Origin of the sequence: Micromonospora inositola, from assembly GCF_900090285.1 — a bacterium.
GTDB lineage: Bacteria > Actinomycetota > Actinomycetes > Mycobacteriales > Micromonosporaceae > Micromonospora > Micromonospora inositola.
In genome coordinates this window covers 3,562,010-3,573,957 of sequence record NZ_LT607754.1, presented here as the reverse complement: position 1 = coordinate 3,573,957, position 11,948 = coordinate 3,562,010, and the positions used below count along the sequence as shown (strand labels likewise).

10 protein-coding genes are annotated in these 11,948 nt (G+C 74.7%); 3 read left to right on the top strand and 7 right to left on the bottom strand.

Going from position 1 to position 11,948, the window contains the following annotated elements:
* The first annotated feature begins 3 nt into the window (after positions 1–3).
* Positions 4–390, top strand: a complete 387-nt coding sequence (locus GA0070613_RS17160; protein WP_089016005.1) for a YciI family protein — start codon at positions 4–6, stop codon at positions 388–390.
* Positions 387–1,631: an RNA polymerase sigma factor gene (locus tag GA0070613_RS17155; RefSeq protein WP_089013226.1), complete on the top strand. Its 1,245-nt coding sequence runs from the start codon at positions 387–389 to the stop codon at positions 1,629–1,631. The genes GA0070613_RS17160 and GA0070613_RS17155 overlap by 4 nt, the downstream gene beginning before the upstream one ends.
* A 52-nt stretch (positions 1,632–1,683) precedes the next feature.
* Here GA0070613_RS17155 and GA0070613_RS17150 read toward each other — a convergent pair whose 3' ends face one another.
* A complete protein-coding gene (locus GA0070613_RS17150; protein ID WP_089016004.1) occupies positions 1,684–2,241 on the bottom strand; it encodes a DinB family protein in 558 nt (185 codons plus the stop codon).
* Positions 2,242–2,665: 424 nt separating this feature from the next.
* Here GA0070613_RS17150 and GA0070613_RS17145 point away from each other — a divergent pair, with 424 nt between their 5' ends.
* On the top strand, positions 2,666–2,875 hold the full coding sequence (locus GA0070613_RS17145) for a hypothetical protein (RefSeq protein ID WP_172875724.1): 210 nt from the start codon (positions 2,666–2,668) through the stop codon (positions 2,873–2,875).
* A 491-nt stretch (positions 2,876–3,366) separates the two neighbouring features.
* Here the strand turns inward: GA0070613_RS17145 and GA0070613_RS17140 are convergent, their stop codons facing one another.
* The 6 genes from GA0070613_RS17140 to GA0070613_RS17115 all read right to left on the bottom strand — a co-directional run bounded on the left by GA0070613_RS17140 (position 3,367) and on the right by GA0070613_RS17115 (position 11,947).
* Positions 3,367–3,828, bottom strand: coding sequence for an SRPBCC family protein (locus GA0070613_RS17140; protein WP_231929247.1), 462 nt, complete (start codon positions 3,826–3,828; stop codon positions 3,367–3,369).
* Positions 3,825–4,178, bottom strand: a complete 354-nt coding sequence (locus GA0070613_RS17135; protein WP_089013224.1) for an ArsR/SmtB family transcription factor — start codon at positions 4,176–4,178, stop codon at positions 3,825–3,827. Before GA0070613_RS17135 ends, GA0070613_RS17140 begins: the two co-directional genes overlap by 4 nt.
* A 77-nt stretch (positions 4,179–4,255) precedes the next feature.
* Positions 4,256–5,755, bottom strand: a complete 1,500-nt coding sequence (mptB, locus tag GA0070613_RS17130; RefSeq protein ID WP_089016002.1) for a polyprenol phosphomannose-dependent alpha 1,6 mannosyltransferase MptB — start codon at positions 5,753–5,755, stop codon at positions 4,256–4,258.
* A 12-nt stretch (positions 5,756–5,767) separates the two neighbouring features.
* Complete coding sequence (mptB, locus tag GA0070613_RS17125) at positions 5,768–7,183, bottom strand: polyprenol phosphomannose-dependent alpha 1,6 mannosyltransferase MptB (protein WP_089013223.1); 1,416 nt, start codon at positions 7,181–7,183, stop codon at positions 5,768–5,770.
* Positions 7,184–7,245: 62 nt separating this feature from the next.
* Positions 7,246–8,883, bottom strand: coding sequence for a hypothetical protein (locus tag GA0070613_RS17120; RefSeq protein ID WP_089013222.1), 1,638 nt, complete (start codon positions 8,881–8,883; stop codon positions 7,246–7,248).
* Positions 8,876–11,947, bottom strand: coding sequence for a bifunctional [glutamine synthetase] adenylyltransferase/[glutamine synthetase]-adenylyl-L-tyrosine phosphorylase (locus tag GA0070613_RS17115; RefSeq protein WP_089013221.1), 3,072 nt, complete (start codon positions 11,945–11,947; stop codon positions 8,876–8,878). Before GA0070613_RS17115 ends, GA0070613_RS17120 begins: the two co-directional genes overlap by 8 nt.
* Between the last annotated feature and the right edge of the window lies 1 nt (position 11,948).

The following is an 11,948-nucleotide window of genomic DNA, read 5'->3' as shown; positions in this document are numbered from 1 at the left end:
GCGGTGCCCAGGTACCTGCTGTCCGTCTACGGACCGGCCGAGCGCACCGAGTTCGGCACCTACCCCTCCCAGGAGGCCATGCTGCAGGCGTTCGCCGACACCGGCGCCTTCACCGAGAGGCTCCAGAGGGACGGTCACTTCGTCTTCGCCGACGGCCTGGAGCCCGCGACGACCGCCACCACCGTCGACGGGCAGGGCGAGAGGCCGGCCTTCACGGACGGGCCCTACCTGGAGACGAAGGAGTACCTCGGCGGCTTCTGGGTCATCGAGGCGGCCGACCTCGACGTGGCCCTGGCGCTTGCCGCCGAGGGGTCGAAAGCGTGCCGCGGCACGGTCGAGGTGCGTCCCTTCCGAACCGAGGAATCCGTCCGAGCGCTGCTGGAGCCGTGACTGGTCCCACCGTCGAGCAGGCGATCACCCGTGTCCACCACGAGGAGTGGGCGCGGGTGGTCGCCGGCCTCGCGCGCCGTTTCGGCGATCTCGACGTCGCCGAGGAAGCGACGGCCGAGGCGTTCGTAGCGGCTGCAGAGCGGTGGCCGCGCGAGGGCGTACCGTCCAATCCCGGCGGTTGGCTCGCCACCACCGCGACCCGCAAGGCGATCGATCGGCTCCGTCGCGAGTCGCAGCGCGACGCCAAGCACCAGGCGGCCCGGATCGTGTACGACGACACCCCTCCTGAGCCGACCGGCCCGGTTGAGGATGACCGGCTCAGACTGGTCTTCACCTGCTGCCACCCTGCGCTCGCGTTGGAGGCCCGGGTGGCGCTCACCCTGCGCCTGCTCGGCGGCCTCACCGTCCCCGAGATCGCCCGCGCCTTTCTGGTGCAGGAGACCACGATGGCGCGACGGATCACCCGCGCCAAGGCAAAGATCAAGGCGGCACACATTCCCTACCGGGTGCCCTGGGCCGACGACATCCGCGACCGGCTCGCCGGCGTGCTCGCGGTCGTCTACCTCGTCTTCAACGAGGGCTATCTCGCCAGCGAGGGGGACGACCCGGTGCGCGTCGACCTCACCGACGAGGCGATCCGCCTCGGCCGCCTGCTCCGAACTCTCCTCCCGGACGACGGCGAGGTAGCCGGCCTGCTTGCCCTGATGCTCCTCACTGACGCCCGGCGGCCGGCGCGCGTGTCCCGCACCGGGGAGCTGGTGACCCTCGACGAGCAGGACCGCGGCGCATGGGACCGCACCCTCATCGCCGAGGGCAACGCCTTGGTTCGCGAGCGGCTCGAGGCGGTGGCGGCCGGCGGTGACCCACCCGGGCGCTACCAGCTGCAGGCCGCGATCAACGCGGTCCACACGGGTGCCCCATCCGCCCGAGACACCGACTGGTCCACCATCGTCGCCCTCTACGGCCGCATGGTGCTGCTCGACCCCTCGCCGATCGTGCGGCTCAACCGGGCGGTCGCGGTCGCCGAGGTCGACGGCCCCGGGGTCGGGCTCGCCGAGATCGACCGGCTTGGCGAGGTCCTTGACGGCTACCATGCCTTCCACGCCGCGCGCGCCGACCTGCTGCGGCGACTCGGGCGCGGCGGCGAGTCGCGGGCGGCGTACGACCGGGCCATCGGTCTTGCCGGCAACCCCGCGGAGCGGGCCTACCTCACCCGCCGCCGCGACCAGCTCGCCGGCTGACCGACACTTGGAGCCAGCCCGTTCCAGCACCGTTCGCGGCAGTTGAGGACGTTCAGACGGTGAAGTCTTCAGGCGCGCCTTCACCCACGCGACCATCCACTGCCTCTCGGAGGATGTCCGCGTGGCCCGTGTGTCGTGCGTACTCCTCAACCATGTCTAGGAGCATGGCGCGGACCGTAGGCGTGCGGCCGTCCGGCCAGGTGAAGGACGCCGGCCCGTCGAGCCCGCGCTCCTTGATGACCTCAGCCACGAGTTCGCGCGAACGCTCCACAGCGTCTCGCCACACTGCGTAGACATCTTCCGGAGAGTCCAGCGCCCCCGTGCGCCATTCCCAGTCAGGGTCGGCGTCGAAATCTACGGTGTCCCACGGGGTTCCGTACTCCTGTCCGGCGAGCTTGACCGCCAGCCAGTCTGCCTCGACAAGGGCCACATGCTTGACGAGACCACCGAGCGTCATCGCACTGGCCGCCGTGGTCGCGCGCAGACTCTTCTCGTCGAGCCCCGACGTCTTCCAGGCGAAGGTCCGCCGGTTGCGCTCGAGAACTGACAACAGGGGCTCGGCCTCGGTGGAGGCCGCCGACGGGGAAGGCTGCGGAGACGCTTCGCTCATGGCCGGCAGCATAGCCAGCCGCTCGTCTACCGCTCATCGGCAGAAGCGGATGTTGCCACATCCGCGTCTTCGGCCAGAGGTTCACAGTCGGTAGCCAGCGGATCGGGGACCGCGTAAACCATCAAGCGGAGTCAAGGTGTAACGCATCAACCGGAGTACGACATTGCCGCCGGTTCGCTGAGAACTTTCCATACGTCTTCAAGGCGGCCCTGCGGGCCGCTGCGCGCCGCTCGGGGCACGCCGCGCCTTGCCGCTTCGCTACCGGCGCGGCGACCCCGGCGGCACGCGAACTCCGGCGGGCACGACGAAGCCCGGCGTCCGCCGAGGTACAGCGGACGCGGGCTTCGGCTTGGTGCTATCAGCCCACCGATGGCACTCTGCCGAGATGGGAGAACATCCAGGAGGCCCGCTCACCGACTCCGAAGTGGCAGCCATGTTCCGCTTGTTGGCGCGGTTTGCTGAGCACGATCTGGACCAGTGGGACAACTGGCGATTGGACACGTCCTACGGACCGGTGTACATCAATGTCAGCCGAGCGCTGGGACCGGGCTGGCAAGACGATGCGTTCACCCCCGTTTGGCCGCTGCTGCCACGTTTCAAGGAGGCCAGCCGGGGCGATGCCTCCGGCGGGTAGGGCCTCCGGCCCTACGACCCGGGGATGGCCTCCGGCGGCCGGGGCTACTCGCCCCGGACCCTCGGCGACTCTGGGATGCCCGGGCCGCGACCGGGTACCCGTCGCACACCGGAGGCCACCAGACCGCGCCGACCTGGTCCAGGTCGTTCGTCCGGTGGGGCGCTCCACCTGGACCAGGTCGGCGCGGCCCGGCAGGGCGGAGCCTGCGCGACGGGATGCCGCACCGGTCCCCCTCGGAACCACTCGCACACCACCACCCCATGATCATTAGGTACACGAGGGGTACAGATGCCGCCTGGAAACACTGGACGACGATGGAAGTTGATATACGACGCACGACCTGCTCAGCGGCTTGATCGACGCCTCTCCCCCAGGTCAGCCGCCATGCGCGGTTAGTTCGCCATGTACTTCGACTGCTGACCGGCTCCACCAGCACCCGGCCGGGCCGGCTCCGCGACAGCGGGGCCGGCCCGGCCGTTTCCGGGCGCCGCTCAGCGGGCGAGCAGGGCGTCCAGCTTGGTGAAGGAGCTGCCCCAGCCCTCCTCGGCGCCGGACAGGATGGTCGGCGCGAACGGGCCCTGGCGCAGCACCAGCCGGGTCCGGTCGCCGGGCTCCTCGTGGAACTCCAGCCGCAGGGTGATCCGGGTGCCGTCGGGCAGGCCGGGGACGCCCTGGGCCTCCTCGTAGCCGACCAGCAGCTCATGCTCGACGACCTCGCTGAAGGTGCCGTCGGCCGGCGAGGTCATGCCGGGGTCCTCGTCGTTGACCATGGTGAACCGCTGGTGGCCACCGACCCGGACGTCCATGTCGACGGTGTCGCGCGGCACCGCCCAGCCGACCGGGCCGAACCACTGGGCGAACTGGTCCGGGTCGGTGAACGCCCGCCACACCAGCTCGCGCGGTGCGTCGAAGACGCGGGTGATGACGAGTTCCTGCAACATGGCCTCGGTCATGGTGCTTCCCTCTCTCGTGTTTCCTGTTCGGCCCGCATCCGCTTGAGGTGCGCGTCGAGCCGGTCGAAGTTGGTGTCCCAGAACTGCCGGTAGCGCTCCATCCAGGTGGTGGCCTCGCGCAGCGGCTCCGGGTTGAGGCTGCTGGAGCGCCACTGGGCGGTCCGCGAGCGGGTGATCAGCCCGGCCTGCTCCAGCACCTTCAGATGGCGGGAGATCGCCGGGAGGCTGATCGCGAACGGCTCGGCCAGCTCGCCGACGGTGGCGTCCCCCTCGGCCAGCCGGGCGAGGATCGCCCGCCGGGTCGGGTCGGCCAGCGCCGCGAAGATGACGCTGAGTCGGTCGGTCGCCACCACATAGCCACCTCGTTAATTAGCAAACACGTTAAATGTAGAGGACGACGCAGGTCGGGTCAAGGACTTCGCGAGGATCAGCGGGCGCGTCGGGCCAGCAGGGCACGGACCGCCCCGACGGCCACCAGCACGACCAGCGCTGTCATCAGGATCGCCCCCGGCGCCTTGGTGAACCGGACCAGGTTCGTGCCGTCCGGCAGGACCAGCACCGACGCCACCGCACACGGCGCCACGAACCACACCGTCCGGGCCGGCGACCGCGTCGCCACCGCCAGCAGCGCGAGGGGCCAGACCGCGTACCAGGGGTGGAAGACCGGGGCCAGCAGCACCGTGCCGGCCAACGCCAGGCCCGCGCCGGTCAGCGCCACCCGGGGCCGGGCCGCCGCCAGCCGGACCACCCACTGCCGGACGTCGTCCAGCCGGCGCAGCGACGTCCAGGCCCACCACCAGAGCACCACCACCAGCGCCGCGAGCAGCACCAGGGCGACCAGCCGGGCGACCGGCACGGCGTGCGGCTCCCGACCGAACAGGGCGCCCGCGTAGTCGACCACGAAGCCCACCGCGGTCGGCGGGGACGTCCACTGCTCGGAGTCGCCGCTGCGCGCCAGCCCATCCACCCAGCCCAGCCCCAGGCCGGTGACCAGGGAGCAGGCCAGCACCGCGGCCAGCACTCCCCCGGCCAGCCAACCCGCGTCCCGCAGCAGCACCCGCCCGGTGTAGCGGCCCAGCACCGCGGCGAGCGCGGCGAACGGGAGCACCACCACGGCGACCGCCTTCACCGCGACCGCCAGACCCAGCAGCACCCCGGCCACCACCAGCGCCCGCGGCTTGCCCGGCTTGCGGACCAGCAACAGCAGCCCGAACAGCACCAGACCGAGCCCGACGGCGTCGTTGTGCGCGCCGGCCGCCAGGTGCACCCCGACCAGTGGGCAGGCCAATGCCAGCCAGGCCGCCCGCCGGGTCGGCACGCCCACGGCCCGGGCCAGCCCGGGCAGACAGAGCGCGACGAGCAGCAGCCCCGCCACGGCGACCACCCGCAGCAGCACGAGCCCGCCGACCAGGCCGCCCCCGGCCAGCACTGCCAGGCCGGCCAGCAGAACGAAGAACGGCCCGTACGGGGCCGGGGTATCCCGCCAGATCGGCGGCACCGCGTCCGTCCACGGGCAGCCGGCCGCCGCCACCCCCACCCGGTACGGGTCGGCGCCGTGCGTCCACGACCAGCCCTGGCAGACGTACGAGTAGACGTCCCGGCTGCAGAGCGGGGGCGCGAACAGCAGCGGCAGCAGCCACAGCCCGGCGGTCAGGTACGCCCACCGGGCCGACGGGGCACCCCAGCGCAGCGACCACCAGGCGCCCACCAGCAGCAGCGTGCCGACCAGCCAGCAGCCGAGGACCGCGGGCCCGTGCGGGGCGCGCCAGACGTCGCCGAGGCGGTCGGCCGGCGGGGCGTCGGGCAGCGCGCCGCCCAGCCAGCCGGCGACGGTCAGCAGCACCGCGCCGAGCAGCCCGGCGTACCGGGCGAACGCGGCGGCCACGGGCCGGACCGGCCCGTCGGGAACCGCGTCCGGCTCGGTCACCGGCACCTCTCCTCAGTCGGCTGCCGCGTCGGCGGGGACCGGCTTCCGAGCCGCCCGAGCCGACCGTACCAACCGGACCGTGACCACGATCACCAACAGCGTCATCAGGGGTGCGCCGGGCATCTTGGACCACCGGGGCAGGCCGGTGCCGTCCGGCAGGATCAGGAACGACCCGACGACGGCCACCACGAGGTACCACTTCTCCCGCAGGGCGGCGGTCGCGGCGAGGACGCTCAGCGGCCAGATCCAGTACCAGGGATGCACCACCGGGGAGAGCGACACGGTCAGGGCCAGCGCCAGCCCCGCATGGTAGAGCGGGTTCCGGTCCCGGGCCCGCCACCAGAGCCACACCAGCAGCACGGCCAGCAGCACCACGGCGATCCCCCGGGTCACCGGGAGCGCATCGACGTGCGCGCCGAACAACGCCGCGACATAGCCGACGGTCTGGCCGACCGCGGTCGGCGGGGAGGTCCAGGCGATCGCCACCCCACCCTGCGACAGGCCGCCGACCCAGCCGAAGTCCAGGCCACCGCCGAAGGTCACCCCGACCACGACCGCGACGGCGCCGCCGACCACCCACCCGCCGTCGCGCACCAGCGTCCGGATCCGGTACGGCCCGACCATCGCGGCCAGCGCGGCGAACGGCACCACGACGAGGGCGGTCACCTTGATCGCCACCGCCACGCCGAGCAGCGCGCCGCCGGCCAGCAGCGGGCCGGGCCGGCCCGGCCGGGACGCCACCACGGCCAGCCCGGCGACCAGCGCCCCGACCATCAGGGCGTCGTTGTGCGGGCCGCCGATCAGGTGCATGGCGACCAGCGGGCAGGCCAGCGCCAGCCACACCGCCCGCCCGGCCGGCACCCCGCACCGCCGGGCCAGCACCGGCACGGCGTACGCCGTGAGCGCCACGCCGGCCAGGCTGAGCAGCCGGAACACCACGATGCTGGCGGTCAGCGAGCCGGTCGCCTTGACCACCGCGCCGGCCAGCACCACGAAGAGCGGCCCGTACGGGGCCGGGCTGTCCCGCCAGATGTACGAGACGGTGTCCAGCCACGGGCAGGGCAGCGCCGAGACGCCGTGCTCGTACGGGCTGATCCCGCCGGCGTAGCTGGCGCCCTGGCAGGCGTACGCGTAGACGTCCCGGCTGCCGAACGGCGGCGCGACCAGCATCGGCAGCAGCCAGAGCCCGGCCGTGACCAGCGCCCAGCGGACCGACGGCACCCGGTCGCGCAGCGACCACCAGGCCCAGACCAGCAGCGCGGTGCCGACCAGCCAGGCACCGAGGATCAGCGGCCCGTGCGGGCCCTGCCAGATGCCGACCGGGGTGGGGCGCAGGTTCCCGTGCGGAAACGCGCCGCCGAGGAAGACGGCCACGGCGAGCAGCACCGAGCCCGCCAGGCCGGTCCAGCGCGAGAGGTGGTGAGACACCCCGCCATGCTGCCAGCCCGCTCGGCCGGGACCGACGGTGGGCACCGGACCAGGGCGCGTGTTCAGCAGTGGTTCGCCGGCGCCATGCTGCTGGAGACCGAGAATTCACCCGGGATACGCACGCGTACCTCGGTCCACCCGTCGGGCCCCGGCCGCAGGCAGCCGCCCGGCCCGGCGAGGGAGAGCCAGCGCGACCACCGGACGCGGACCGGCACGTCGCCGGCCCGGTCCGCGGTGAACCGCACCCGGGCCTGGTCGGCGGCGACCAGCCGGCCCGGCGCGCCGACCAGCGGCGTCGGGTCGGCCACCGCGTACAGCCGCCAGTCGGCGTTGCGCCACACCTCGCGCAGGTAGGGCTGGCCGGCCGCGATCAGGTCGGCCTCGGCGCGTCCCCACCGGTCCGGCGGGGCGTCGGGCGCGACCGCGACGTACTGGACCGCCTCCCGGCGCAGCCAGTCGGCGTACGCGTCGGCGGTCAGCCCGTCGGCGTAGAAGAGGGCGTTGCGGTCGGTGTCGACCTGGCGTTCCCAACCCCGGGCCAGCGGCACCGTCGGCGGCAGGTACGCCGACTCCCAGTGGTCGCGCAGCGGCACCACCTCGACCCGGCCGACGGGCTGCCGCCGGGCCAGTTCGTCGGCGAGCGGACGGTGGAACGCGGCGGCGCTCTCCGCCGAGCCGGCCCGGGTCACGTCGCTGACCATCACCGGGTTCTGCCACCAGACGGTGGCGGCGAGCAGCCCGGCCAGCCACGCGCCGGGCAGCGGGGCGTACCCGGCGAGCACCGGCAGCGCGAACAGCATCGGCAGCCGCAGCGCGTTGGAGCCGACCGGGCTGGGCAGATAGAAGGCGGCGACCAGGAGCAGCACGGTGAGCACCGCGCCGATCCGCAGCACCCGGCGGCGCCGGGGCACGACGGCGAACACCAGCACGGCCAGCGCCACGTTGATCCGCATCGACTCGGCCGAGTACGGCTGGGTGCCGCCGTTGCCGAACAGCACCGCCATCGGCGCGAGCGCGAGCGCCGGCGCGAGGCAGAGGACCAGACTCTCGCCCAGCGGGCGGTCCATTCGCCAGCCGCCCGGCAGCGGGCGGCCCGGGCCGTCGCCCCGGCGCAGCCCGGCCAGCAGCAGCGCCGCGCCGGCCAGGCCGGTGAACAGCCCGGCGACCGGGCTGGCCCAGGTGGCGGCCGCGGCGAGCACGGCGGCCAGGATCAGCCGCGCCGGCCGCACCGGCCATCCGGCGCCGACGGCGCAGAGCGCGAGCAGCCCGAACGCCAGGCCGACAGCGAAGGTGATCCGGCCGCTGGCCAGGTTGCCGACCAGCACCACCGCGCCGAGCACGCCGGCCAGCACCGGCCGGCGGGCCCGGTGCCGGACGAAGAGCCAGCCCAGGGCCGCGGCGCCCAGCACGGCGGCGAGGACGCCCAGCGGCCGCACCCCGAGCCACGCGCCCAGCCGGGCGGTGAACAGGCTGTAGCCGTACTGGTTCACCCCGCCGTACCAGCCGAGGTCGATCGGCGTGCCGCCGTGGCGGGCGACGAAGCCGGCCCGGGCGACCTGCGCGGCCAGGTCGGTGCCCATCGGCGGGGCGAGCAGGAAGGCCACGCCGAGCAGCAGCGCCACCGCCGGGGCCGCCAGCCGACCGGCCGGAGCCCGACGGTCGGCCCCGGACCGGCCGCGGCGGGTGGACGCCTCAGGCACCGAAGACCCGCTCCATCGCGGCCCGGGACCGGCGGCCGGTGCGCAGGTATTCATCCAGGAACTCGCCGGGGTCGTCCCGGCCGAGCAGGCGCACCACCCCGGCCAGCTCCACCCCGTGCCGGGGCAGCTGGTCCCCGGCTCGGCCGCGGACCAGCATCAGCGCGTTACGGACCTGCGCCGCGAGCGTCCAGCCGGCGGCCATCGCCGCCGCGTCGTCCGCGTCGACCAGGCCGGCGTCCCGGGCCGCCGCGAGCGCGTCGAGGGTACGCGTGCCGCGCAGCGCCGGCACCTCGCCCGCGTGTCGGAGCTGGAGCAGCTGCACCGCCCATTCCACATCGGCGAGACCGCCCCGGCCGAGCTTGGTGTGGGTGGCCGGGTCGGCCCCCCGGGGCAGCCGCTCGGTCTCCACCCGGGCCTTGATCCGGCGGATCTCCACCACCTGCTCGCGGGTCAACCCGTGGGCCGGGTAGCGCACCGGGTCGACCATCGCCTCGAACTCGGCGCCGAGGTCGGCGTCCCCGCAGACGAACCGGGCGCGCAGCAGCGCCTGCGCCTCCCACACCTTCGACCAGCGCGCGTAGTACTGCGCGTACGCGGCGAGGCTGCGGACCAGCGGGCCCTGCCGCCCCTCCGGGCGCAGGTCGGCGTCCACGCCGAGGGGCGGATCTGGGGCGGGCACGCCGAGCAGCCGGCGCAGCTCCTCGGCGATCGCGTGCGCGGCGGCGCTGGCAGCGCTCTCGTTCGCCCCGGCCGGCGGGTCGTAGAGGAAGAGCACATCGGCGTCGGAGAGGTAGTTGGACTCGTAGCCGCCGAGCCGTCCCATCCCGATCACCGCGAAGCGCAGCCCCGGCAGCTCCGGCTGGGCGGCCCGCGCGGTCCGCAACGCGGCGGCCAGGGTGGCGTCGGTGACGTCGGACAGGGCGGTGCCGACCGCATTGATGTCGCCGAGCGTGGGCACCCGCTCGGCGCGGGCGCCGGGGTCGGCGGGACGCGGCGTGAGCGGGGCGAGCGTGCCGGCCCGGCTCAGCACGTCGGCGCAGGCCAGCCGGACCAGTTCCCGGCGGCGCAGCGCGCGTACCGCCCGGGTGGCCTGCTCCGGGTCGGCGTGCCGGGCCGCCGCGGCGGCGAAGCCCTCGCAGAGCACCTCGCGGGGCCGGGGGGTCAGTTCGGTGTCCTCGGCCAGCAGCCGCAGCGCCTCCGGCTCCCGGGCCAGCAGGTCGGCCGCGTACCGGGAGGAGGACAGCACCCGGGCCAGCCGGCGGGCCACCGGCCCCTCGTCGCGGAGCAGCCGCAGGTACCAGGGGGTGCTGCCGAGTTTGTCGGAGACCTGCCGGTAGTTGAGCAACCCCCGGTCCGGCTCCGGCGCGTCGGCGAACTCGCTGAGCAGCACCGGCAGCAGGGTGCGCTGGATCGCGGCGGTCCGGCTGACCCCGCCGGTGAGGGCCTGGAGGTGCCGCAGCGCCCCGGCCGGGTCGGCGAAGCCGAGGATCTCCAGCCGGTGCCGGGCCGCCTCCGGGGTCAGCCGCAGCCCGTCGGCGGGGACCCGGGCCACCGACTCCAGCAGCGGCCGGTAGAGCAGCTTGGCGTGCAGCCGGCGTACCTCGGTGGCGTGGGTGACCCACTCGGCCCGGAACTCCTCGACGGCGCTGCGGCCCGGGGTGGCCGCGTAGTCCAGCGCGGCGGCCAGCCAGCGCAGCGCGGCCGGCTCGGTCGGCACAGTGTGGGTGCGGCGCAGGCCCTGGAGCTGGAGGCGGTGCTCGACGCCGCGCAGGAAACGGTAGCCACGCAGCAGCGCCTCGCCGTCGGCTCGGCCGACGTAGCCGCCGGCGACCAGGGCGCGCAGCGCCGGGATGGTCCCCCGCGCCCGCAGTGACTCGTCGCCCCGGCCGTGCACCAGCTGAAGCAGCTGGACGGCGAACTCGATGTCCCGCAGCCCGCCCGGGCCGCGCTTGATCTCCCGCTCCAGCTCCTTCGGCGGGACGTTGTCGATGATCTTCCGACGCATCGACCGGACGTCCTCGACCGCCTCCGGGCGTTCCGCGGCCGACCAGACCAGCGGCGCGAGCTGGTCGACCCACTCCCGCGCGAGGTCCAGGTCGCCGGCCGCCGGCCGGGCCTTGAGCAGCGCCTGGAACTCCCAGGTGCGGGCCCAGCGCCGGTAGTAGGCCAGGTGGCTGGCGAGGGTACGCACCAGCGGCCCCCGGTTGCCCTCCGGCCGCAGCGCGGCGTCCACCGGCCAGGCGACCAGCCCGCAGACGTGGATCAGTCGGGTGGCGACCAGGGTCGCGGCGGCGACGTCGTCCTCGGCGGCGGCGACGAAGATGACGTCCACGTCGGAGACGTAGTTCAGCTCGTCCCCACCGCACTTGCCCATCGCCACCACGGCCAGCCGCGGGCGTGGCGTCCCCTCCGGCAGCTCACCGACGGCGATCTCGTACGCGGCCGCGAGGGTGGCGTCGGCCAGCGCGGAGAGCGCCGCCATGGTCTGCTCCAGGCCGCGCCCGCCGGTCAGGTCGGCCGCCGCGATCCGCAGCAACGCCAGCCGGTACGCCTGCCGCAGCGCCGCGACCGGCTGGGTGGACGGGGTGAGCCGGGCCGCGGCGGCCAGGTCGAGCCGGCCGTCGGCGGTCGGCGCGAGCCCGTCCGGGGCGGTGGCCAGCACCGGCCACTGGTGGGGGTTGGCCACCAGGTGGTCGCCGAGCGCCGAGGACGCCCCGAGCACGGCGACCAGCCGACGGCGCAGCCCCGGGTCGTCGTGCAGCGCGTCGAGCAGCGCCGACCTGGTCGGCTCCCCGGCGCCGCCGTTGGCCGCGACCGCCCGCCCGGCCCCCGCGGCGCGGCGTTCCGCCTCCACGAGGCGGTGCAGCTGGCGCAGCGCCAGGTCCGGGTCGGCGGCCCGGGAGAGGGCGGCCAGCAGCTCGACGGCCCGCTCGCCGGCGGGCTCCTGGGCGTCCGGCCGCCACAGCCCGAGCCCGTCCGGGCCGAGCAGGTCGGCGGCGCGCGCCCTACCGTCGCCCTCGGCGAAGCCGTACCGGGCGAGGCGGCCCCTGGCCGGTCGGGTCATC

Bases quoted from the DNA above. Each gene is read 5' to 3' on its own strand.
- GA0070613_RS17150 (WP_089016004.1), bottom strand. From the start codon at position 2,241: ATGAGCGAAGCGTCTCCGCAGCCTTCCCCGTCGGCGGCCTCCACCGAG.
- GA0070613_RS17140 (WP_231929247.1), bottom strand. From the start codon at position 3,828: ATGACCGAGGCCATGTTGCAGGAACTCGTCATCACCCGCGTCTTCGAC.
- GA0070613_RS17115 (WP_089013221.1), bottom strand. From the start codon at position 11,947: ATGACCCGACCGGCCAGGGGCCGCCTCGCCCGGTACGGCTTCGCCGAG.